Source organism: Coprobacter secundus subsp. similis, assembly GCF_015097275.1.
Taxonomy (GTDB): domain Bacteria; phylum Bacteroidota; class Bacteroidia; order Bacteroidales; family Coprobacteraceae; genus Coprobacter; species Coprobacter secundus.
This window is the reverse complement of sequence record NZ_AP023322.1, coordinates 2,372,285-2,395,273: the sequence shown is the minus strand read 5'-3', so window position 1 is coordinate 2,395,273 and position 22,989 is coordinate 2,372,285. Positions and strand designations below refer to the sequence as shown.

At 35.7% G+C, this 22,989-nt stretch carries 20 protein-coding genes; 11 read left to right on the top strand and 9 right to left on the bottom strand.

The window, feature by feature from the left end:
* Positions 1-2 precede the first annotated feature (2 nt).
* The gene (locus tag Cop2CBH44_RS09470) at positions 3-1,217 is read left to right on the top strand and encodes an aminotransferase class V-fold PLP-dependent enzyme (protein ID WP_276512450.1); all 1,215 of its coding nucleotides are present in this window, start codon (positions 3-5) and stop codon (positions 1,215-1,217) included.
* 68 nt (positions 1,218-1,285) lie between these two features.
* Here Cop2CBH44_RS09470 and Cop2CBH44_RS09465 read toward each other — a convergent pair whose 3' ends face one another.
* The gene (locus Cop2CBH44_RS09465) at positions 1,286-2,143 is read right to left on the bottom strand and encodes an enoyl-ACP reductase FabI (protein WP_200754698.1); all 858 of its coding nucleotides are present in this window, start codon (positions 2,141-2,143) and stop codon (positions 1,286-1,288) included.
* A 277-nt stretch (positions 2,144-2,420) separates the two neighbouring features.
* On the opposite strand from Cop2CBH44_RS09465, the gene Cop2CBH44_RS09460 reads away from it, so the two are divergent.
* A complete protein-coding gene (locus Cop2CBH44_RS09460; protein ID WP_044230665.1) occupies positions 2,421-3,380 on the top strand; it encodes an ROK family protein in 960 nt (319 codons plus the stop codon).
* Between the two features lie 198 nt (positions 3,381-3,578).
* Here Cop2CBH44_RS09460 and Cop2CBH44_RS09455 read toward each other — a convergent pair whose 3' ends face one another.
* Genes Cop2CBH44_RS09455 through Cop2CBH44_RS09440 form a run of 4 tightly spaced genes read right to left on the bottom strand, consistent with a single transcriptional unit; the run spans position 3,579 to position 7,510 of the window.
* Positions 3,579-4,739 (bottom strand): acyltransferase, encoded by a 1,161-nt coding sequence (locus tag Cop2CBH44_RS09455; protein ID WP_200754697.1) that lies wholly within the window; start codon positions 4,737-4,739, stop codon positions 3,579-3,581.
* Positions 4,740-4,760: 21 nt separating this feature from the next.
* Positions 4,761-5,762: a D-alanine--D-alanine ligase gene (locus Cop2CBH44_RS09450; RefSeq protein ID WP_021930026.1), complete on the bottom strand. Its 1,002-nt coding sequence runs from the start codon at positions 5,760-5,762 to the stop codon at positions 4,761-4,763.
* 51 nt (positions 5,763-5,813) lie between these two features.
* On the bottom strand, positions 5,814-6,890 hold the full coding sequence (locus Cop2CBH44_RS09445) for an RluA family pseudouridine synthase (protein ID WP_154668355.1): 1,077 nt from the start codon (positions 6,888-6,890) through the stop codon (positions 5,814-5,816).
* Positions 6,887-7,510, bottom strand: coding sequence for a PASTA domain-containing protein (locus tag Cop2CBH44_RS09440; RefSeq protein ID WP_157256252.1), 624 nt, complete (start codon positions 7,508-7,510; stop codon positions 6,887-6,889). The genes Cop2CBH44_RS09445 and Cop2CBH44_RS09440 overlap by 4 nt, the downstream gene beginning before the upstream one ends.
* Before the next feature lie 281 nt (positions 7,511-7,791).
* On the opposite strand from Cop2CBH44_RS09440, the gene Cop2CBH44_RS09435 reads away from it, so the two are divergent.
* Complete coding sequence (locus tag Cop2CBH44_RS09435; RefSeq protein ID WP_021930029.1) at positions 7,792-8,685, top strand: DUF8429 coiled-coil domain-containing protein; 894 nt, start codon at positions 7,792-7,794, stop codon at positions 8,683-8,685.
* A gap of 275 nt (positions 8,686-8,960) precedes the next feature.
* Positions 8,961-9,110, top strand: coding sequence for a hypothetical protein (locus Cop2CBH44_RS09430; protein ID WP_154668356.1), 150 nt, complete (start codon positions 8,961-8,963; stop codon positions 9,108-9,110).
* 169 nt (positions 9,111-9,279) lie between these two features.
* Here the strand turns inward: Cop2CBH44_RS09430 and Cop2CBH44_RS09425 are convergent, their stop codons facing one another.
* From Cop2CBH44_RS09425 to Cop2CBH44_RS09410, 4 genes are read right to left on the bottom strand one after another with little or no spacing between them, the layout of a single operon-like run.
* Positions 9,280-10,041: a creatininase family protein gene (locus Cop2CBH44_RS09425; protein WP_200754696.1), complete on the bottom strand. Its 762-nt coding sequence runs from the start codon at positions 10,039-10,041 to the stop codon at positions 9,280-9,282.
* Positions 10,042-10,074: 33 nt separating this feature from the next.
* Entirely contained in the window at positions 10,075-11,244 is a 1,170-nt protein-coding gene (locus Cop2CBH44_RS09420) for an AGE family epimerase/isomerase (protein WP_021930032.1), read from the bottom strand.
* Positions 11,245-11,256: 12 nt separating this feature from the next.
* Positions 11,257-12,174 carry a dihydrodipicolinate synthase family protein gene (locus Cop2CBH44_RS09415; RefSeq protein WP_200754695.1) on the bottom strand — a complete coding sequence of 306 codons (918 nt, stop codon included), beginning with the start codon at positions 12,172-12,174 and terminating at the stop codon, positions 11,257-11,259.
* A gap of 26 nt (positions 12,175-12,200) precedes the next feature.
* Complete coding sequence (locus Cop2CBH44_RS09410; protein ID WP_200754694.1) at positions 12,201-13,442, bottom strand: MFS transporter; 1,242 nt, start codon at positions 13,440-13,442, stop codon at positions 12,201-12,203.
* A gap of 510 nt (positions 13,443-13,952) precedes the next feature.
* Between Cop2CBH44_RS09410 and Cop2CBH44_RS09405 the strand changes: the two genes are divergently transcribed.
* From Cop2CBH44_RS09405 to Cop2CBH44_RS09375, 7 genes are all read left to right on the top strand, one after another.
* Positions 13,953-15,389 carry a TolC family protein gene (locus tag Cop2CBH44_RS09405; protein ID WP_200754693.1) on the top strand — a complete coding sequence of 479 codons (1,437 nt, stop codon included), beginning with the start codon at positions 13,953-13,955 and terminating at the stop codon, positions 15,387-15,389.
* A gap of 35 nt (positions 15,390-15,424) precedes the next feature.
* The gene (locus Cop2CBH44_RS09400) at positions 15,425-16,423 is read left to right on the top strand and encodes an HlyD family secretion protein (RefSeq protein ID WP_055095637.1); all 999 of its coding nucleotides are present in this window, start codon (positions 15,425-15,427) and stop codon (positions 16,421-16,423) included.
* A 49-nt stretch (positions 16,424-16,472) separates the two neighbouring features.
* Complete coding sequence (locus Cop2CBH44_RS09395; RefSeq protein WP_055095669.1) at positions 16,473-17,654, top strand: ABC transporter permease; 1,182 nt, start codon at positions 16,473-16,475, stop codon at positions 17,652-17,654.
* Positions 17,655-17,689: 35 nt separating this feature from the next.
* Positions 17,690-18,928, top strand: coding sequence for an ABC transporter permease (locus Cop2CBH44_RS09390; protein ID WP_200754692.1), 1,239 nt, complete (start codon positions 17,690-17,692; stop codon positions 18,926-18,928).
* A 195-nt stretch (positions 18,929-19,123) separates the two neighbouring features.
* Complete coding sequence (locus Cop2CBH44_RS09385) at positions 19,124-19,303, top strand: hypothetical protein (RefSeq protein ID WP_021930039.1); 180 nt, start codon at positions 19,124-19,126, stop codon at positions 19,301-19,303.
* Between the two features lie 197 nt (positions 19,304-19,500).
* Positions 19,501-20,574 (top strand): HNH endonuclease signature motif containing protein, encoded by a 1,074-nt coding sequence (locus tag Cop2CBH44_RS09380; protein ID WP_200754691.1) that lies wholly within the window; start codon positions 19,501-19,503, stop codon positions 20,572-20,574.
* Between the two features lie 18 nt (positions 20,575-20,592).
* Positions 20,593-22,989, top strand: coding sequence for an endonuclease (locus tag Cop2CBH44_RS09375; protein ID WP_200754690.1), 2,397 nt, complete (start codon positions 20,593-20,595; stop codon positions 22,987-22,989).

The window sequence follows — 22,989 nt, the reverse complement described above, 5'->3', positions numbered from 1 at the left end:
TTATGCTGGATACGGAGAAAATAAGAGGAGATTTTCCAATATTATCTCGTGAAGTATATGGAAAACCGTTGATATATTTTGATAATGCAGCCACAACGCAAAAGCCCATATGCGTTATTGACAAGATAACGGAAGAGTATTATAATACTAATGCTAATGTCCATCGAGGGGTTCATTACCTAAGTCAAGAAGCTACAGAGGCTCATGAAGCTTCGAGGAAAAGAGTCCAGAAGTTTATAAATGCTTCAGATTCAAAAGAAATTATATTTACGAGAGGTACGACTGAAGCAATAAATTTAGTGGTAAGTAGCTTTGGCAATACTTTTTTGAAGGATGGGGATGAAGTAATTCTTTCTGAGATGGAACATCATGCTAATATTGTTCCATGGCAATTGTTACAAAATTATCGAAAAATAAAACTTCGTATTGTCCCGATTAATGACAAAGGGGAGCTGGACATAGAAACATATCGTAAGTTATTTAATGAAAAAACTAAATTTGTTTCTATTTCTCATATGTCAAATGTGTTGGGTTCTATTAATCCAGTAAGAGATTTAATCGATATAGCTCATGGTTATGGTATTCCTGTTTTGTTGGATGGAGCTCAGGCTGCTCCGCATGTATCGGTTGATGTACAGGCCTTAGATGTTGATTTTTACGTGTTATCTGCTCATAAGATTTATGGCCCGACAGGTATAGGGGTACTTTATGGGAAAGAAAAATGGCTTGATAAGATGCCTCCATATCAAGGAGGAGGAGAGATGATTGCTCATGTATCTTTTAACCGTACGACTTTTAATGAATTACCTTATAAATTTGAAGCTGGTACTCCCGATTACATTGGAACTACAGCATTTGCTACAGCGCTTGACTATGTAGAAGGTGTAGGATTGGACAAGATAGCAGCTCACGAACATGAGTTATTAGCTTATGCTACCAACCAGTTGATGACAGTTGGCGGAATGCATATTTATGGAACGGCACAAAATAAAGGCTCAGTAATTTCGTTTAATGTAGGAAATATCCATCATTATGATATGGGAATGTTACTTGATAAATTCGGTATAGCTGTAAGAACTGGGCACCATTGCGCTCAACCATTAATGGAGCGTTTGGGCGTTGAAGGTACGGTTAGGGCTTCATTTGCCATGTATAATACAAAGGAGGAAATAGATGCTTTTGTTACAGCTGTGAAACGGGTGTCAAAGATGTTTTGAGGGGAATTTCTTTCATATATAGAAAAAGCCGGATTATCCGGCTTTTTCTATATATGAAATGTACTTTGTTATCCGTAGCAAATATCACCTTTTTCATTTCGATATTCGTCAAAACTTTTATTGTACTGATCCATTGCCCTGAGGCTCATCCCCATGCTGGAGAATCCTCCATCATGATAGAGATTCTGCATTGTAACTTTACGAGTGAGGTCAGAAAACATGACGATACAGTAATCTGCACATTCTGCAGCTGATGCATTTCCGAGAGGAGACATACGGTTTGCAAAATCCATTAGAGATTCCATTCCTTTGACTCCACTACCAGCAGTAGTCATTGTTGGAGATTGTGATATGGTGTTAATGCGGACACCTTTCTCCCGGCCATAGATATATCCGAAGCTTCGTGCGATAGATTCTAATAATGCTTTTGCATCAGCCATATCATTATATCCGAATAAGGTTCGTTGCGCAGCGACATATGAAAGTGCAATGATAGAACCGTAATCAGCTATGGCATCCATCTTTTTTGCAACTTGAATCATTTTATGGAAAGAGATGGCTGAAATATCTAATGTTTTGTCTAGCATATCATAGTCGAGATCATCGTAAGGCCTTTTTTTACGTACATTAGGAGACATTCCGATGGAGTGTAAAACAAAATCAATTTTTCCTCCTAATATTTCCATTGATTTTGCAAATACATTTTCTAAGTCTTCGACGCTTGTTGCATCGGCAGGAATTACTTCTGCATTCGTTTTCTTTGCCAATTCATCGACTTGGCCCATACGTACAGCGACAGGAGTATTCGATAAGGTAATAATTGCACCTTCTTCGACAGTTCGTTCTGCCACTTTCCATGCAATGGACATTTCATTTAAAGCCCCAAAGATAATACCTCTTTTCCCTTTTAATAAGTTATTACTCATAATTTAATTAATTTATTAATAGGCAAAATCACAAGTTGTAATTAATAATTATACGTGTTCTTTTTGCGTGGCAAATATACAATATATTTTTTATACCACAATCTTTTACCTCTATTTTGCAATGTAGACATTGCAAAATAGAGGTAAAAGATTGTGGTTGATTTTTTTAGGAAGAAAAATTAACAGAAAATAGGGCGTTTTTCTTTCTATTTTCATCGTCAACAAAAAGAATATCTTAACTTTGTCTGGAAATTAATAAAAACACACAAGTATGACCATGAGTAAACCATATGTAGTTGGTATTGATATTGGTGGAACCAATACTGTATTTGGCATTGTAGATGCACGTGGAACCATTATTGCCAGTGGTTCTATAAAAACTCAAAAGTATAATCAGGTAGAGGATTATGTTACAGACCTATATACTGAATTATCTCGTTTGTTGGAGCAAGAAAATGCAACAGATAAGATTATGGGTATAGGTGTAGGGGCACCTAATGGCAATTATTTTAATGGTACAATAGAGTTCGCACCTAATTTGCCTTGGAAAGGGGTTATTCCTTTAGCCCAAATGTTGAGTGATCGTTTTGGAATACCGGTTTCTTTGACGAATGACGCAAATGCTGCGGCAATTGGAGAGATGACTTACGGTGCAGCTCGAGGACTGAAAGATTTTATCATGATTACTTTAGGTACAGGAGTTGGTAGCGGTATTGTAATAAATGGACAATTGGTTTATGGTCATGATGGCTTTGCTGGAGAATTAGGTCATGTGATCATACGTCGTACAAATGGACGTCTTTGTGGATGTGGACGCACAGGATGTCTGGAAGCTTATACGTCAGCAACTGGAGTTGCCCGTACTGCGCGAGAGTTTCTTGAGATACGCAAAGATGATAGTTTATTACGTCAGATTCCGATTCAAGATATTACTTCAAAAGATGTATATGATGCAGCAGTAAAAGGCGATAAGCTTGCATCAGAAATATTTGATTATACCGGAACTATTTTGGGTGAAGCATTTGCTGATTTTGTAGCCTTTTCAAGCCCTAAAGCAATTATTCTTTTTGGTGGATTAGCAAAATCAGGAGATTTGATTATGAAGCCTATTTGCGAATCGATGGAGCGTAATATGTTGGCTATATATAAAGGCAAAGTTAAAGTAATGCTTTCTGAATTGAAGGAAAGCGATGCAGCTGTATTAGGTGCAAGTGCTTTAGGTTGGGAAGCTAAATAAAAAGAAGTTAAAAATATTCTTAATAAAAAAGGAATGGTAATTGTAATATTACCATTCCTTTTCTGTATAGTTTAGTGTTCAATTTCCATTTTTCATAAGAAGGTCTGAGTGTCTTAAAGAAAAGTAATTGATTTTGGTAAAAACAATTACAGGAAAATCTGGTCAATGAAAAAACTATTATTAAGATTTGCAATTTAATTAAAAGTCTCCTATTGCTATAAGCTTGTTTTTTAATGGATTAGAGTACATTTCTAAGATTTTGTGTTTCAGGAAAGACTCATCCTTGTTAGGGATGTCTTTTATTTTATTTATTTGTTGTTGTATATAATTTTCAAAGAGTTCTTTTTCCTCTTGTGTGTATTTGTCGATAAAGCGTTGGTCTTCATTTAATAAATCATAAGCTATGTAATTTCCAGTATATATTTTGTAATTACTATGGATAGCTTTATCTATAATATGGGTAATTTCAGTGATTGTTTCTGCTTTTCCCAATTTATCGTTTATCAGAGTTAATTGTTTATTTATGGGAGAAGAGACAGCAAAGTGAATGTGCCCTTTATATCCGAGAAGACCTTTTTCCATACTTAAAAGATCGTCATGAGGGGTTTTTTTGAAAGATGGATTATCTCTTTTAAGTTGAAATTCTCTGGCTTTCAGATAATCACATGGATCATATTCATAAGATATGGATACGGGGACAATGTTCAGACTTGCAATATTACTTTTAAGATCACTTCCACCACCTAAATTGAACATTTTAATCATACTTTCCTGTGTTCGGTCATCAGAATCTTTTGCGCGACCCTCTCTTTGGGCTATCCATAGAGATTGATGTTTTATTTTAATGGCAAAATGAATGTAATTTGACAGACGCTTTGATACTTCAAGCATTTTGCGCACAGGAACATTCCGGTTGACGATGACGCTCTTGTTGATTCGTACTAAATTAGATATCCAAGGATAAATGAGCAAATTATCTCCGATAGCTACTTCACTGGTATCAAATCCATTTTCAAGAAGCATAACATTCAAAAACGAAGCATCGAGAATGATGTCTCTATGATTTGACATGTATGTGTAGCTTTCTGAAGGACTTAAATTTTCAAAACCAGAGCCATCTACTCCGGAAGAAGATGCGTGTATCAATTGATATAAAAAGGGTACGGCCAGTTTGTCTTGAAAATCTTTCTTCGAATGACAAGAAAGCATTTGATTACAAAATTTATTGTAATCGACATCAGGTATGATGTATTTGACGGCATGTTCAAATCCTTTTTCTGAGATGATTGACGGAATAATTTCCGGAACTTCTTCATCGTAAAAAGGTCTGATTTCATCAAAATCAAAAAGCTGTTTCATTGCAAAAATAATATTTCAACTTTATCTTTTTACTACTGTATTATGTGTTAATTCATTTTCGATAATATCGGTCATTACCTCTTTCATGTCGATACCCATGGCTTTTACTTGTTGTGGAATGAAACTTGTTTCTGTCATTCCGGGAGTAGTATTTACTTCAAGTAAATGGGGTTCTTCGCCTATGATAATATAATCAACACGAATGATTCCTTTACAACCAATAATATCATAGATACGAGAAGTCATTTTTTGCACTTTCTCAGTTATTGCTTGGGATAATCGAGCCGGAGTTATTTCTGAGGCCTTTGATGCTGTATATTTTGCCTCATAATCAAAGAACTCATTCTTACTTATTACCTCTGTAATAGGAAATACAATATCATGCTCTCGTGTTTTGTAACATCCGCAAGTTATTTCAGTTCCTGACATAAATGACTCGATAATAACTTCTCCTCCTTCTTTAAAAGCGAGTTGGATAGCTGGTTGAATCTGGTCATTTTCCTTGACTTTTGTGGTACCAAAACTTGACCCACCCACATTGGGCTTTATAAAACAAGGCAGCCCGATTTTTTCTATAACCTCTTCGTTACTTATCGATTCGCCATTGCGCAATAATATAGATTGGGCAATGGGAAAACCGAATGATTGTAAATAATGATTACATATATATTTATTGAACGTCAAAGCTGATGCTAATACTCCACATGAAGAATACGGCATGCCTATCAGATCAAAGTATCCTTGTAAAAGACCGTTTTCACCCGGTGTACCATGTATTGTTATGTAGGCAAAATCAAATATATGTTTTTTACCTTCAAAGCAAAAACTGAAATCATTCTTGTCTATTTTTACAGTTGTTTCACCGGGCAATTCTACATGCCAATCATTTTTGGATAATTTCACTATATATGCATCGTACCGTTTGGTATCTAAAAAAGAATAAATACCTTTTGCACTTCTAATTGAAACAACCATCTCCGATGAGTCTCCACCAGCGACAATAGCAATTTTTCGCTTGTCCATTTTTATTACAATATAAATTTACCTATAAATTTTAAATAAGCCTATAGTCTTTCAGTAAATTTCTCTGTTAGACATATAATTTCTCCATTTTTCTATTAGTTTTGACATATCTTCAGGTATATTAGAATCGAAAAAAAGCTCTTTGCCTGTACGAGGATGGATAAAACCTAACGTTTTGGCGTGTAAAGCTTGTCTAGGACATATATCAAAACAGTTATTTACAAATTGTTTGTATTTTGAGAACGTTGTCCCTTTTAGAATTTCATTTCCTCCATAACGAGCATCATTGAATAATGGATGACCGATATATTTCATGTGAACTCTGATTTGGTGGGTTCTACCTGTTTCAAGTCGGCATTCAACGACTGATACATAGCCCATTCTTTCAAGAGTTGTATAGTGTGTAACTGCCGTTTTCCCATAATCTCCATCAGGAAATACTGCCATTTGTAGTCGGTCTTTAAGGCTGCGACCGATATTTCCTTCTATTCTTCCGTGATCTTCGGCCATATTGCCCCATACGATAGCAATATATTTGCGTTGTGTTGTTTTATTGAAAAATTGTAGACCAAGATGCGTTTTTGCCTCAGGCGTTTTTGCAATAACTAAAAGTCCAGATGTATCTTTGTCAATTCGGTGTACTAAACCCAGACGAGGATCTGAAACGTCAAATGTCGGACTGTTACGGAAATAAAATGCCAGAGCATTGACCAAAGTTCCAGTATAGTTGCCATGTCCTGGATGTACAACTAGCCCCGCAGGTTTATTTACCACCAATACATCATCGTCTTCATAGACTATATTAAGAGGTATATTTTCTGGAATAATTTCAAGTTCGTAGCGAGGTCGGTCCATTACGACCGATACAATATCGTAGGGTTTTACCTTGTAATTCGATTTTACGGGATTTCCATTTACAAGGATGCACTTAGCTTCGGCTGCTTGTTGTATTCGATTACGTGAGGCATTTTCGATTCTGGCAGTTAAAAATTTATCTACTCGTAGTAGATTTTGTCCCTTATCTGCGACAAATCTGAAATGTTCGTAGAGTTCATTCCCTTCTTCGTCAGTGAATTCATTGTAATCAGGGAGGATATTTGTTAATTTATCTAATTCTTCATTCATCATTCTAACCACTCTTCATCAATTACCGGAGCTTCAACTTCAATAGAATCTGAGTCGGATATAAATGTTGGTTGCATATATCCATCACCAACTTTTAATGTTAATTGAGCGTCGGCAGGCAATTTTGTACCCTTCTCAACAGGATGACCTTTATAATATATTTCAATTACGAGATCTTTATATTCAGATGTGATATATTCCGTTGAAGGTTCTGGGAATCCCATTCCGGTAATAAATGCTATTGCTTGTCGTTGAGACATATCTTTCACATCTGGAACGGCAATTTTTCGAGGTGAACGGGCATTAACTGTAACAAAAATGATACGATTTTCCTTGACTTTCGAACCTTCTTGCGGAGTTTGGTCTATGATGCTTCCTGGGATAGCACCTGAAACATATATCGAATCTATTATTTCACATTTTAAATTGTATCGTGCTAATAACGGTACAGCATCTTCTATAAACATTTTTTCTATATTAGGGACATTTATGGCATGTCCATGGCGAGTGTATCTATTAAGCCCGAATAATAGAGTCGCTAATAGTATTAATGCTACTAGAGATATTAGTAAAAGAGTTCTTATGATGAGGTGATTCCTCAAAAAATCTATCAATCTTTTCACCGTCATTATGTTAAGTACATAGGAAGGGCAAAGATAAGTATTTTCATTTTGTTTTACAATTGGCTTTTCATTTTATTCATAAGACGATGCTTGTCTGTTGCGTGTATGTTTAGTTAGATGAGTACGTAACTTTGGGAAAAATAAAATTTTCTTAGCCTTGATTCTTTAAAAAATCTAATATACATTGATAATAAAAGGTAAAACTTGTACATTTGTGGCCATTAAGCCTTTGTCTGTAAATCAGTAGGCCGAATCTAAGAAGTTGGTAAACCGGACTGGATATGAAGAAAAATTCTGTAACATGGATCATTATTACTGTTGTGTTGGCCGTTATTTTAGCCATTGCAGCTTATTTTATTTTCCGCCAGCATAAAGAGATGGAGGAATTTAAAACTCGAGTAGAAATGGAGAAAGAAAGAGATGCTCTTGAGAGAGAGTATGCAGACTTGGCTCTCCAGTATGATCAGTATGAAGGAGGAAAATTATTGATAAATAATGATTCTTTGGTTGAAAAACTTGATGCTGAGAAGATGAAAGTTCAGCGGTTGCTTGAGGAACTTCGGACTGTTAAGTCTACAAATTCGGCTCGGATTAATGAATTGAAAAAGGAATTAGCAACCTTGAGGAGTGTAATGAGAAATTATATTATACAGATTGATTCGCTTAATTCTTTGAATGAAAAACTCGTTAAGGAGAATAAAACTGTTACCAGAAAATATCAAGAAGCATCTCAGGTTGCGTCCCGTTTACAAAAAGATAAGGAACAGTTAAGTCATAAAGTAACTTTGGCATCGAAACTTGATGCGGTAGGGATAACGGTTACATCTATAAATGGTAGGGGAAAAACTGTTTCCAAAATTAGTAGGACAGAACAACTGAAAATTTGCTTTGCTCTTGCTAAAAATGTAACGGCTGAGGTCGGTGAAAAGTATATTTATATACGTATAGTGAAACCGGATGGTGATGTATTGGTAAAAGATCGTAATGCTCTTTTTCACTATGAAGATAGTGATATAAATTATTCAAGTCGTAAATTAATAGAATATACAGGAGAGGAAATGAACTTATGTATATATTGGCCGGTAGAAGAGTTTTTATATCCAGGTGATTATCGAGTTGATATTTTTGCAGATAATTATCTTATAGGAAGTCGCAATTTTGAGTTGAAAAAATAGTATGAGAAAAAGTCAAAGACGCTTATGTAAATAAGCGTCTTTTTTATTGTATACCATATTATTATATTGTTGTATTTTTAGGAAATAGGAGTATATTTTTATTTTATATACCAGTTTTTTTACTAAAAAAAATTGTATATTTGATTATCCTCCTTTATGTTGGTGTCTTTAGTCTTATAATCTGATCATTTTTAATTAATGAAGTTGCGTACCTATGAGTGAAGAAAAACTGCTGTTTATAAAAATTGCCGATTTAAAAAAGAAATCTGAGCTGGTTGGTACAAAAGGTAAATCGAGAAAATGATTTGTTGTTTGTAGTTACAGATAGGAATGTAATGAATTTGCTGGCAATAGGGAAAGGTATGTTTTTTGAAATCGTCGGAATTACCTCGGATGATAAGAAAATACTGAAATCTCAGTATTGATGAGACTCATAATCATAACCCGTTAGTTAGTTGGTCGGATGGATGATAAATAGTTTATAATCCGAATATACCCTCAAAAAATATTGTTAAGGATATTTTGCCTGATGTTGTAGCAAGAAAGAATAATCTCACTTTCATGTTCAAACAAAAAAGTGAGATTAAATAAAGATTAATATAACTTATGTTTTGTAATGTCAATAAATAAGTCTGCTAATTTTTCAACTATAGCATGGGCGTAATCTCTCCCTTTTTCAACAGAAGCCTTTCTGGGATTTCCTATGCCACTGTCGGTGGAAGCTTTGTCCCAATGGCGGGGAGTCCAAGCAATTTTTTTATTTAGAGATGGAATTGCAAAATTTTTGACTTCTCCATAACCAGCTTCACTAAGTTTTACCAGCTCGGGATGATAATACATCATAACCGATGTTTCTGATTCCCCGGCATGGTCATCTATCTCTGCTTCAAAAAAATCTTTTCCAGAAATAATTTCGAACCAGTTAGTTGCCAATATGAGAAAATCCGGATAGTCTATATACAGGTCACGTATCATGCCTTTGAAGTCATTTCCTCCATGCCCACCTAAAATAACTAAACGTCGTATCCCTTGGTTGTATAAGGATGCTGCGATATCTTCTAAAATGTATTGACGGGTGATTTGTCGTGTATGTATACAAAATGGCAAATCTCGTTGTCCGGGATTATGTGCCCCGAAAGGAACAGGAGGCATTACCATGCAATGAATTCCCGCACGTTCTCTTGCTAACTGGGCTGCATCGACAGCTATATCATGAGGCAGAATACAGTCAGTAAGATAAGGCAAGTGAAAATTGTGAGGTTCTATTGCTCCCCATGGCAATATGACAACATCATATTTTTCATCTTTTGTTTTTCCGTAACATGAGATTGTGAGATCAATTTTTTTTCTATCCATGTTGAATTTATTAAAAAAATAAAGAAGCTCATCTTATTCTGAACAAAGAGTATGGCTGAGTATCATCATTCGAGGAATATGGAAAGGACCTTTAAAAAGATTCCCTTTTGCTGGTTGGGCAATTGAGCCATCTCGGTGTAGATATCCATACCATTCACCATATTCTTTATCTGGGAAATGAGAATATGTCCATTCGCTGATTTGTTTGTGCATTGACAAATATTTTTCATCATAAGAGGCTCGGTAAGCATAAAGTGTTGCAATGATAGCTTCAGTTTGTGGCCACCAAAATTTCATGTCCTGGGAATAATCTTGTGAAGGAAAATTTTTGCAGTCACGAAAGTTAATGATACCTCCATATTCTTTATCCCATCCCCAAGACCATGACCAATCAAGAATTTGAAGCCCCAAAGATATCAGATCTTTATCCCAGTTGCGGAATTTAGCTTCTTCCAAGATAAACCATGCAGTTTCAATGCAATGACCGGGATTGATTGTACGTCCGTTGCATGTGTCAATGAATTCCCCGTTTGGCCCGACCATTTCAAGCAAAGCATTAAATTCTGGATGGATAAAGTATGTTCGGATGGCTGATATAGATTCTTCTATCTGTTGGTCTAGTATTGGATCTGGAATGGCTGCACGGATGCGAGATGCTGTGTTTATGAGAATCATGGTTATAGAATGTCCTCGAGCTTGCAAAGCCGGCAAATATTTAGGCTCTAAAAATCCGGGGGTAGATAGAAATCTTTTGATACGCATAAATAGTTCTAAAGCTTTTATTGCATATTCTTTTTCTCCGGATGCAATGGCATATTCAGACATTGCAATAGCAGCGAAACATTCAGAAAATACATAGCGTCGTTGGCGAAGAGGAATTCCATCTTCTGTTACTTCGAAATATAGATGTCCATGAGCATCTATACAATGGGCTTCGATGAAGTCTATGCAACTTTTTGATGCGGCTAGCCAGTCAAGATTCTTTTCTATGTAATTGTAAGCGTAAGCAGCGATAAATCCAAAACGTCCTTGGAACCATACAGACTTAGTTGTATCCATTAAACGACCTTCTCGGTCAAGGCATGTATATATGCCACCATATTTACGATCAAGACCATACTTTAGCCAGAAAGGCATAATATTTTCTGTAAGATCTTTCCGATAGATTGCTGCCCATGATTTTAAATAATCTGTAGCTTTCATAATGTGTGAGATTTAAAATTTGTTACAGCGTTTAAAAAAGTTTATTGCTTCGAGTTCTGTTTTCATTTTAATTTCTTCTTCGTCTGTCATGTTTTGAAATGGAGTTCGATTTTTGCCCAAGTCTAAGCCAATGAGTTTCATTATGCGCTTGCCTCCTACAATATTGCCACGGAAATGGCAAATAATATTGATTACTTTTTGAGCAAAATTTTGGCGTTCACGAGCTAAGTCTAAGTTTCCGTTTTTCCAGGCTTCTATGATGCCTACCAATTCTTTTCCATTATAGTTGGTTGTTCCCCCAATTCCGCCTTGAGCTCCTCCCATGGCTAAGCAGGGGAGAATGGTCTCGTCTTGTCCGTGTAACATGTCATACTTGCCATTTTTGTAAAGGCGGCATTGATTGTATTCATACAGGCTTTCGAATGTATATTTGATACCAGCAAAATTAGGTATTCGCCCGTCTACTTCTTCAAGTAATTTAATCATAGGTAAGAAGGCTCCGTTGAAGGCTGGGATGTGATAGTAATAAAACGGAAGCGTTGGAGCACCTGTTGCAATTTCTTCGATATATTTTACTAATTCTTCAATACGTCCGATTTTTGGGAAAGGAGGAGCCATTGCTCCGATACCCCAAGCTCCTATTTTTTGTGCATGTTCAGCTAATATTTGACTAGATTTTACACAACAGCTTCCGACGTGTACAATTACTTTAAAGTTCTTGGGTACTACAGCCATCCAGCGTTCGGCAAGTTTCATACGTTCTTTTTCGGTCAACATATACCCTTCTCCGGATGAACCATTAATAAAAACGCCCTGTAATCCATTTTTTTGTAGCATTTTAGCATAAGCCTCAATAGGTTCATAATTTACATCTCCATTCTCATAAAATGGTGTAAATGGAGCATCTATTAATCCGATAATTTTTTCCATAATTATAATTATTGTATTTTGTTATTTTATTTCATATTGTCTGTTTGGGGACGTAAGAAATATAGTTGAAGGAATACTGCAGCGACAACAATTATACTTAACATTGCAAATCCTTGCCCTAGACTTCCGTTGTCGGACCATTTCCCGAGTAGTTCTGTTACAGCAGCTCCTGCAAAAACTCCAATCATATTCATTACTCCATATGCAGTACTGCGATATTTAGTGGAAACGAATTGACAAAGAATAGGCATGTTATTGGCATCAAAAATACCAAAACCTATGCCAAAGAGAAGTCCAGCCCCGATAACAGCAATGAGGTTGTGTCCGAATCCTAATAATAATAAGGCTGGGATAGTTAGGCTTAAGCCGATGGCTCCGGTATAAATACGCCCTCGTATATTTTTCTGTACCCAACGATCTGAGAGAATACCTCCGAAAATAACACCTATAAAAGAAGAAAAAGCGATAGTTATAGTGGATAATGGACCCGCTTGGGACATCGGGATATTTAGATTTTCTGCAAACAACGTCGGCAACCAATTTTTTGTTGCCCAACCAGGTAGACTGGGAGCTGCAAAATAGAATAAAATAATCCAAAAAGCCCAGGAAGAAAACAGAATACTTATACCAGCCAGAAGTGTTGTTTTTTTGAGTTCAGGATTTCTTTTTGTTTCTATTTCTTTTGCTAGAATATGAGTGGGATTTTCATGTAGTAATACTATTAATATCAATGAGTAAATAATCCCGATGATTCCAAACCATTGAAAAGTCGATTGCCATGAAAACATGGCTGCGGCTGTTGCTCCAAATCCACCTATAGCTTGTCCAACATAAAGACCTGTCATGTGTATTCCTATTGCCAAAGATCGAGATTTGTCACGATGCCAATCGGCTATGAGAGAAAGAGCAGATGGAATGTAAAGTGCTTCGCTGATTCCCATTATAGCCCGGAGCCAATAAAGATCATTGTATGATTTTGCATATCCCATTAAGAAAGTAACAGCGGACCAGACAAAGAGGCTGCCAACAATAAGCCATTTCCGACTAAATCGATCTGCTATCATCCCTGCAATTGGGCTCATAAATCCGTAAATCCATAGAAAAATGGCCATCAATGCTCCGAATGCTTCTGCCTTGTTTAGTTCCGTAATGTCTATTTTCATAGAAGCTTGCATGGTAGAGAGCATCTGCCTGTCCATATAATTAAGCAAAGCTACTACCCATAGTAAGCTTACTACTATCCAGGGATAAATACTTTTGTTTCTCATTGGTATCATATATAAATTAATAATTTAAATTTTGATGGCAAAAATAATAAATATATTTATTATATGTCGCATTTTTTTATGATATAACGAATAATATTATTGTTAAAGTACTTTATTGAATAATAGTGAAGAGATATTTTTGAAAGACTTAAAATAATTTGTGGGCCTAATTGCTTTTTAGGAGATTAAAATTGTTATAGAATAAGAAAACTATACTATTTTTATTGGTTTCTAATTGTGTTTATGTTATTATTATATTGTATATCAGTGTATTATGTATTTGGATATAATACCGTTTTATGCACTTTCTTGTATTAAAAAATGATAAATACTGTGAACTTAACGAAGTAAAAGCTTGTTATGTTTGATAAGTAATATATCTTTGCAGCATGTGAAAAGATAGGGCTGTGAAGTCGCTATTTTTTTTAAAGAAAAAAGATTGTTTATGCAATTATTGCATAGATTATTTTTAAAAAAGAAGATAAAACATTATCTTAAAAGAAGAGCAGAATGAAAAAATTAATCTCCCTCTGTTTGCTGGCTGCAATAAGCAGTACTGCTATTTCACAACAAGTTTTTACGCTTGATTCTTGTAGGAATATGGCGTTGAATAATAATAAGCAAATACGTATTGCCGAAGAAAAGATTAAAGCAGCTGGTTATGAAAAAAAGTCGGCATTTGCTAACTATTTACCAGGGATTGATGTGATGGGTACTTATATGTACAATTCTAAAGAGATTTCATTGTTGAGTAAAGACCAAAAAGCTGAGTTGTCTCAGTTAGGAACACAAGCTGCTAATGCTGTGCAGGGAATGATTCCTCCGCCTTATGAAACTATACTTGGACCTATGTTATCTGGGCTGGTAGCTCCGTTAAATGCTGTCGGGGGGTCTTTGGTTGACGCGTTACGGACAAATACAACAAATGTTTTTGCCGGAGCAGTGACGATAACTCAGCCTTTGTATATGGGAGGAAAAATCAGGGCATATAATCAGATAACCAAGTATGCTGAAAAATTAGCTCAGTCTCAAAAAAATACAGCCGTAAAAGATTTAATTTTTAAAGTAGATGAAGCTTATTGGCAAGTAGTTTCGTTGGTTTATAAGAAAAAATTAGCTGAGAGTTATGTAAGTCTTTTGGATACTTTAAATAATAATGTCCAGGAGATGATTCTTGAAGGTGTAGCGACGAAATCGGATGGACTTACGGTCGCAGTAAAATTGAATGAGGCGCAGATAACCTTGACGAAAGTTGACAATGGATTAAGCTTGTCTAAAATGTTGCTGGCTCAAATATGTGGTTTACCGGTCGATTTGCAATATAACTTGGCCGATGAAAATTCTTCTCCTCAGGTAGAATTGGTTCCACAAGCATTTAATATGGATGAAGTATATGCTCATCGTAGTGAAATACATAGTTTGACATTAGCTACTGATATTTATAAATACAAGCAGCGAGTAGCTTTATCTTCTATGCTACCTAATTTAGCTTTAACGGGAAACTATATATTTTCTAATCCAAATGTTTTCAATAGTTTTGAGAATAAACTATCGGGCATGTTTAGTGTCGGTGTAGTTTTAAAAATTCCGATTTTTCATTGGGGAAAAGATTATTATAAAGTTAAGGCTGCAAAAACAGAGCGGAATATAGCGATGTTAAATCTGGAAGATGCAAAAGAAAAGATAGAGTTGCAAGTAAATCAAGCTTCATTTAAGGTAAATGAAGCAAATAAAAAGTTGGAGATGACCCGTAAAAATATGGAAAAGGCTGAGGAAAACTTACGGAATGCTCAATACGGCTTTGAAGAAGGTGTGATGACTACTGATAATGTATTGGAAGCACAAACGGCATGGTTACAGGCCGAATCAGAGAAAATAGATGCAGAGATAGATGTACGTTTATGTAATGTATATTTGTCTAAAGCCCTAGGAATAATGAATAAATAGAAAATAAGAATATAATAATAGAAAAAATAGAAACAATGGATACTCCGGAAAGAAAAAAAGAAAAAAGTCTGGCTATAGGTCTGGTTGGGCTGATAATTGTCATTGTTATTTTAGCTCTTATTGGCTTTTTTATGTTAGAGCCAAAACCTGAGATTATTCAAGGACAGGCAGAAGCTACACAAGTTCGTGTTTCTGGTAAGTTGCCAGGGCGTGTTGCTGAGTTTATGGTACAAGAAGGCCAGCAAGTTCATATGGGAGATACTTTAGTTCGTATTTTTTCTTCTGATGCAGAGGCGAAGTTGATGCAAGCAACAGCGATGGAGAATGTATATAAAGCTCAGAATCAAAAAGTAGATAAAGGTTCTCGTATTGAAGTGATTAATTCTGCTCATGATATGTGGCAAAAGGCTATTGCAGGATTGGAGATTGCGAAGAAATCTTATGATCGGGTACAGGCTCTTTATAATAAAGGGGTAGTTTCTGCTCAAAAGAGAGATGAAGCAGAGGCCAATTATAAAGCTATGCAAGCGACGGAAAGAGCTGCTCGTTCTCAATATGAAATGGCAAAGCGAGGAGCACAAATAGAAGATAAAGATGCTGCGGCAGCAATGGTGGAAGTTGCAAAAAGTGGGGTAGCACAGGTTGAATCAGTGTTGGCTGATTCTTATCTTACGGCACCGATTGATGGTGAGATTTCTGATATTTTTCCGAATGTTGGGGAATTAGTTGGCCAAGGGGCTCCTATCATGAACGTTTTGGATTTAAGTAAAATGTGGGTGACATTTAATGTTCGGGAAGAATTATTGAAAGACTTAACAATGGGAAAAGAGTTAAAAGCAATTATTCCTGCGTTAGGAAATAAAGAGGTAATGTTAAAGATTTACTATATTAAAGATATGGGGTCTTATGCTGTGTGGCGTGCTACAAAAGTTACGGGTCAATATGATGCTAAAACATTCCAAATTAAGGCTCGTCCAGTACAGGCTATCAAAGACTTGAGGCCGGGAATGTCTGTATTGATAAAAGAAAAATGAACAGTTGAGCTTTTCTGAAAAATTGAGAGAAGCAATAAAAAATATGAAAATGGTTGATTTAAGATCTGGGTTTAAAATCCTTGGGACAGTCATTGTTCGGGAATTGCATCGATTGGTATCCCGTCCGATATATATATTGTGTCTGATTGTCGCACCTCTTATCAGTTGTATTTTTTTGCTGACATTGATGGATAAGGGATTGCCAGAAAGGTTACCGACGGCAGTCGTTGATCTTGACCATTCTACAGCTTCTAGAAATTTTATACGGCAACTTAATTCTCTTAGTTTGATACAAGTCGTAGAGCAGCCTAATAGTTTTACCGAAGCTCGTGAATCTTTACAAAGAGGTCAGATATATGGATTTTTGGTTATTCCAGAATCATTTGAGGCTAAAGCGATGGCTGGTAGGCAACCAGAATTATCTTTTTACACAAATAATGGCTATTATATCCCGGGAGCATTGCTTTATAAGGGGTTTAAAACTATGTCTGTGTTAGCTTCAGGGGCGATTGTTCAACAGACATTGTTAGCACATGGACAATATGGTTATGAGATAACTCCAAAGCTACAACCAATAGTTCCCGATGTACATGCGTTAGGAAATCCATGGTTAAATTATTCTGTTTATCTTAATAATACGTTTATTCCGGGGATGCTTCAGTTGCTTATTTTGTTAACTACAGTTTTTAGTATCGGTTCCGAGATAAAACATGGTACTTCGAGAGAGTGGCTGGCGAAATCTCATAATTCTATTATATTAGCAATAACAGGTAAATTATTACCACAAACGGTTATATTTTTTGTAGTAGGGGCTTTGTGCCAATCGTTGTTATATGGTTATTGGCATTTCCCTTTGCATAATGGAATATGGCCTATGTTGTCAGCCATGTTACTATTGGTTATAGCATCTCAGAGTTATGCTGTAATAATGATGAGTATTGCCCCTTCTTTACGTATTGGCTTAAGTATGGCTGGCCTGTTCGGAATTGTATCTATTTCAATTACAGGTTTTTCATTCCCTGTACCGGCAATGTATTCTCCGTTTAGGTTATTGACCAATATATTTCCGTTGCGGCATTATTTTTTGATTTATGCCGATCAAGCATTGAATGGAATACCTCTTTACTATTCACGGATACAATATTTAGCTCTTTTTCTTTTTGCTTTAGCTTCATTGCCTTTGTTACCTCGGCTTAAGAAAGCTTTGCAAAGACAGATATATGTCCCATAATATAATCCGAAGTTTATATAGTAAAATTGATAAAAATGAAAATATCAATATTAAAAGAGCAGTTAAAAACAGGTTTCCTGGATATATGTTATATCTGGAGAAAAGAATATATAACAGTTTTTCGAGATTTTGGAGCCTTGATATTTTTTCTGGCCTTACCTTTCGCTTATCCTCTTTTATATGCTTTGATTTATAATCCGGAGGTTGTCAGAGATGTCCCAATGGTAGTTGTAGACAATGCCCGTACTCCATTGAGCCGAGAGTTAGCACGTAATATGGATGCATCCCCTAATGCTAAGATTGTATCATATTGTGCAAATATGGAAGAGGCGAAAGAGCTGATGTATCGAAAAGAGTGTTATGGGATTCTGCTAATTCCAGAAGATTTCAGTAAGAAGTTGGTTAGAGGAGAACAAAGTCCTGTGATGTTTTATTCAGATATGAGTATTATGCTTAATTATAAAGGTTTTTTAATGGCGATTACTGATGTGACTATGGATTTGGGAGCTAAATTACAAGTAGAGACTTTGGGAGGAGCAACACCAGAGCAGATTAGTATGGCTACTTCTCCTGTTCCATATAGTTCTATTACTATGTATAATCCAGAGTCGGGATTCGGATCTTTTTTAATACCTGCAATTCTAGTTCTTATATTACAGCAAAGTTTAGTTTTAGGGATAGGTCTTTTAGCAGGAGGAGTATATGAACATAAAAAGCTTCACCATTATTATTCCGGTCGAGAACGTATTCATAATAATATTATTCATATCGTTTTAGGTAAAGCTATATGTTATTATAGTATATATATTGTACCTACAGTTTTTATATTGCATGTGGTTCCATGGATATTTAGTTTCCCACAAATAGGAAATCAATGGGAAATATATGCATTTATGGCTCCTTTTTTATTTGCTTCAATCTTTTTTTCAATGACATTATCCGTATTTGTGCGTGAACGAGAAACGTCATTTTTACTTTTTGTATTCACTTCTCTCTTATTTTTGTTTGTATCTGGTATTACGTGGCCATATTATGCAATGCCTGAGTTTTGGAAAATTATAGGAACAGTGATTCCTTCGACATGGGGTATTCAAGGATTTGTAGGGATAAATACAGCCGGAGGCACAATTAATGATGTCCATGAGTCTTTTATTTGGTTATGGGTTCTAACAGGATTTTATTTTATTACTACATGCTTAGTATATCGTTATCAAATTTATAAGGATAAAAAACGGGGTTTTAAAGGAAATTTAGTATTGACAGATGAAGTGTAATATAAAGGGAATAAATAAAAAGTAAAATCTCTATCCTATTCAGGGATGGAGATTTTTTATAAGTGTTATGTCTGATATACAGATATTTTTGTGTTACATTTATATTAAATTTTTCAGTATGTTTTATCTTTTTGTTTAATTCTTTAACTTTGTTGTCTTGCTCCAAAATAAATAGTCTCTCTAAACCTGAATAGAATGAAGAAATTTTTATGTATTATTATTGCAATGTTGGGTATTTGGGCAATATTAGCATTCTTCTATGTTCAAATTCCAGATTATTATCAAGATAGAACCGGGAAAAGGGGAGAAATATGGCAGAATGTATTATCTAAAGTAATATGCAAGGTTGGAAATGGTAGTAATTTCTATTTTTAAAATATATTTATTAAACAATAAAGTGTTATAACGATTTTGTTTGTCTTTTTAGATTTACATTTTTGAGTTTGGAAGATATGAGTAGGAGAGTATATAAAGTTATAAAGGGACTCGAAATTTTTGGTAAAGGTATATAATTTAGGTTATTGCCTCGAATATATTGAAAAGTGAAAATGTTGTACGGTAATCGAATGTTTATGAAGAAATTGAGCTATTTTTCTGTTAGTTTTTTGTTTTTTTGGGTCGTATCGTTTTATTTAATTGCGCAGGCTCCGGCTAATTATTATCAAAGTGCAATAGGGAAAAAAGAAAGAGAACTAAAAACAGCCTTATATAATATTGTAAAAGACCATACGGTTCTGTCTTATACTCCAGGATTATGGAATGCGTATAAAGATACAGATGCAAAGTCTGACGGTACAGTGTGGGATATGTATTCAAGCATATCGAGATTTACATTTGGTGTGGATCAAGACTCTGGTTCAGGAGGTACTACGGAAGGTGATAAGTATAATAGAGAGCATTCTTTCCCGCAAGAATGGTTTAATGGTAAGTCGCCAATGAAAACAGACCTTTATCACGTATATCCTACAGATAAGTTAGTGAATAATAAAAGAGGAAGTTATCCTTTTGGAGAAACAAATGGAGAATCGTATAAATCAGCTGGCAATTTTAGTAAATTAGGTCGGTGTACATATCCAGGTTATTCGGGAACTGTATTTGAACCAAATGATGAGTATAAGGGTGATTTTGCCCGTTCTTATTTTTATATGGTAACTTGCTATGAAGATAAAGTGAGTGGTTGGAATAGTGAGATGCTAAATAATACTTCATATCCTGCATTTACAACTTGGGCGATGAATTTATTGTTGGAATGGAACAGAAAAGATCCAGTTAGCAAGAAAGAAACAGATAGGAATAATATGGTATATTCTGAGTATCAGCATAATCGTAATCCTTTTATTGATTATCCTCAATTGGCTGAGCATATTTGGGGTAACCTTAAGGATATGCCTTTTGATGGTACTACATCTGTAGAAGAGTGGGCGCTGGATAATATCTCCGTTTTTGTTACTTCTGGAAATATCTTGACGGTGGTGAATGCACCAGTTAATTCGGTTCTGAAACTATATAATATGTCAGGAGAATTAATAGTTGAGCATCAGATTCTGTCTGACAGATATGAAACTGAAGTTGGAACTGAAGGTGTTTATATTGCACATGTTATTACTTCTTCAAGGGTTTGTGCAGTTAAAGTTTTGATTAGATGATATAAAGAAAAATTAAAGATGAAAAAAAATATGTTGAAAGGCAATATTGTATTGTTGTTGTGGGTTGTCAGTCTTTTGTTGTCTGCTCAAATTCCTGCGGGTTATTATGAGGGTGCTCGAGGAAAGTCCGGAGCAGAGTTGAAAACGGCATTGCATAATATAATTAAAGACCCGAAAGTCTTATCATATGGCAGTGGTGCGAATTCTACTTGGTATGGTTTTACGAAAACAGATGTCCGTCCTGAAGATGGTACGGTTTGGGATATGTATTCTAACAATCATGTGGAGTTTAATGGTAATTCTGCTGCTGCAGGGATGAATATCGAACATTCATTTGCAAAAAGTTGGTGGGGAGGAGCGAAACGAACAGCATATCGAGATTTACACCATCTGAATCCATCGAATCAACAAGCCAATTCGGCGAAGGGAAGTTGGCCTATGGCTTATGTTACGGGCAAGAAGACTTTCGATAACGGAGTTATAAAGGTTGGTAAATCCAATAATCGTCCGGGAGGTGAAATTTCAGCATGGGAGCCTGCTGATGAATATAAAGGTGATTTTGCTCGGGCGTATATGTATATGGTTACGTGTTATGAGGATTATGCTTCTGATTGGACGGGAAATTCTGTAAACCAATTGGATAATAATACCTATCCGGTATTCGAGCAATGGACCGTTGATTTATTATTGAAATGGAATCGGGAAGATCCGGTAAGTGAAAAAGAGAAAACGCGCAATGAGGCAGTTTTTTCGTTGCAGAAGAATAGAAATCCATATATAGATTTTCCTGATTTAGCGGAATATGTATGGGGTGACCGTAAAAATGAATCTTTTGATCCAGATGCTGGTTCTTCACCGGCCATTATTCATCCGGTAGATGGAAGTATTGTTGATTTGGGAATTAATACTGTAAATTCTCAATTATCTTATATGTTGAATATAAAAGCTCGTAATCTAAAGGGAGATATAAGTCTTTCGGTAACAGATAATCATTTTTCCGTATCTCGGAGTGTGTTGACTAAGGAAGAGGCTGAGAGAGGTGTAAATGTAGAACTTACTTGTAATTTGGCAGATGTTTTAGAGTATTCTGGTACATTAATAATAACTGGAGGAGGATTGGAAAATGCGGTAAGTATATCTTTAAAAGCGCAAGCAGTGTCGAATATTCCTGCATTGCCGGCGACGGATATCACTTCTGAAGGTTTTTTAGCTCGTTGGGTACATTTACCTTCGATAAAAGAGGTAACCCTTCATGTATATACACGAGATGGAGATAAGATTTTGCCTTTGGATGGCTATCCTCGTCAGTGTTTTAGTGAGGACCAGGAAGCATGGGTTACAGGTATTTCTTATGATACTACGTATTATTATCGAGTGACAAGTGGAGATATGGGTTCAAATGAAATTTCGGTTTTTATTCCGGCTCCAGTGCCGATGATATCAGTGGCATCCCTTGATGGAGATTTGAATTTTTCTACAGAACCAGGCATGGCTTCTGAAACGAAAAGAGTGAATATAACAGGAAAATATACGTATGAGCAAATACATGTAATGGTAGATGAGCCTTTTGAAATTAGTGTAGACAATCGAGAGTGGTTCCGGCAAATAGATTTGTCTTCTGCAGGAGGTACAGTTTGGGTACGATTATCTGATTCTGCTCCAGAGGGTGAACATGTATCAGAACTATTATTATCGAGTGAGGAGATTGAGGAAGAAGAAATATTACCTCTTTCGGGTTTAGTTGCTGTAAAGAAAGCATTTTTTGAAGATTTTGAGACTGGCTCTAAAGGAAGTTATGCTTCTGGGGTAGTGACTTGTTCTAAGGGGAGATGGCTTTTTGATGATGCCTTGATGGGTGCTCAAAATGGAGATTTGAAACAAGGGAAAAAATCTGCACGAATAAGAAATGGATATATTGAAATGCAGGATGATAAGGCGGGAGGAATCGGTACATTATCTCTATATGCTGGATTATACGGTAGTGATACAAATGGAAAATTATCGATTTGGTATTCTTCTGATAGTGGTGTGAGCTGGAATTTGATTGCAGAGAATATAGCTTTGACCAAAACATTGACTAAGTATATATATCCGGTCAATATCTCCGGAAATCTTAGAGTAAAAATTGAAAATACGGGCGGAAATCGTATTAATGTTGATGATATAGAAATGAGTGATTACCGTGTTTCAGGAGTTGATGATATCGGTACCTCCACAGTAAAAGTAGGGGTTTTGAATGGAGTTTTATGGATTGAAGCTCCTGAAAAATCTTCATATTCTATATATGATATCAATGGCGTTTTGGTACGGACAGTGACTGTTATTAATCGTACAGAAGTGTATGGCTTGCCATTGGGTACTTATATTATATCTGGGAAGAATGTGAATGGAGGAGTTAAAATATTAGTTCGATAG

Excerpts from the sequence above, each read along its gene's own strand:
- Cop2CBH44_RS09470 (WP_276512450.1), top strand. The coding sequence starts at position 3 with ATGCTGGATACGGAGAAAATAAGAGGAGATTTTCCAATATTATCTCGT.
- Cop2CBH44_RS09465 (WP_200754698.1), bottom strand. The coding sequence starts at position 2,143 with ATGAGTAATAACTTATTAAAAGGGAAAAGAGGTATTATCTTTGGGGCT.
- Cop2CBH44_RS09460 (WP_044230665.1), top strand. The coding sequence starts at position 2,421 with ATGAGTAAACCATATGTAGTTGGTATTGATATTGGTGGAACCAATACT.
- Cop2CBH44_RS09455 (WP_200754697.1), bottom strand. The coding sequence starts at position 4,739 with ATGAAACAGCTTTTTGATTTTGATGAAATCAGACCTTTTTACGATGAA.
- Cop2CBH44_RS09450 (WP_021930026.1), bottom strand. The coding sequence starts at position 5,762 with ATGGACAAGCGAAAAATTGCTATTGTCGCTGGTGGAGACTCATCGGAG.
- Cop2CBH44_RS09445 (WP_154668355.1), bottom strand. The coding sequence starts at position 6,890 with ATGATGAATGAAGAATTAGATAAATTAACAAATATCCTCCCTGATTAC.
- Cop2CBH44_RS09435 (WP_021930029.1), top strand. The coding sequence starts at position 7,792 with ATGAAGAAAAATTCTGTAACATGGATCATTATTACTGTTGTGTTGGCC.
- Cop2CBH44_RS09425 (WP_200754696.1), bottom strand. The coding sequence starts at position 10,041 with ATGGATAGAAAAAAAATTGATCTCACAATCTCATGTTACGGAAAAACA.
- Cop2CBH44_RS09420 (WP_021930032.1), bottom strand. The coding sequence starts at position 11,244 with ATGAAAGCTACAGATTATTTAAAATCATGGGCAGCAATCTATCGGAAA.
- Cop2CBH44_RS09415 (WP_200754695.1), bottom strand. The coding sequence starts at position 12,174 with ATGGAAAAAATTATCGGATTAATAGATGCTCCATTTACACCATTTTAT.
- Cop2CBH44_RS09410 (WP_200754694.1), bottom strand. The coding sequence starts at position 13,442 with ATGAGAAACAAAAGTATTTATCCCTGGATAGTAGTAAGCTTACTATGG.
- Cop2CBH44_RS09405 (WP_200754693.1), top strand. The coding sequence starts at position 13,953 with ATGAAAAAATTAATCTCCCTCTGTTTGCTGGCTGCAATAAGCAGTACT.
- Cop2CBH44_RS09400 (WP_055095637.1), top strand. The coding sequence starts at position 15,425 with ATGGATACTCCGGAAAGAAAAAAAGAAAAAAGTCTGGCTATAGGTCTG.
- Cop2CBH44_RS09395 (WP_055095669.1), top strand. The coding sequence starts at position 16,473 with ATGGTTGATTTAAGATCTGGGTTTAAAATCCTTGGGACAGTCATTGTT.
- Cop2CBH44_RS09390 (WP_200754692.1), top strand. The coding sequence starts at position 17,690 with ATGAAAATATCAATATTAAAAGAGCAGTTAAAAACAGGTTTCCTGGAT.
- Cop2CBH44_RS09385 (WP_021930039.1), top strand. The coding sequence starts at position 19,124 with ATGAAGAAATTTTTATGTATTATTATTGCAATGTTGGGTATTTGGGCA.
- Cop2CBH44_RS09380 (WP_200754691.1), top strand. The coding sequence starts at position 19,501 with ATGAAGAAATTGAGCTATTTTTCTGTTAGTTTTTTGTTTTTTTGGGTC.
- Cop2CBH44_RS09375 (WP_200754690.1), top strand. The coding sequence starts at position 20,593 with ATGAAAAAAAATATGTTGAAAGGCAATATTGTATTGTTGTTGTGGGTT.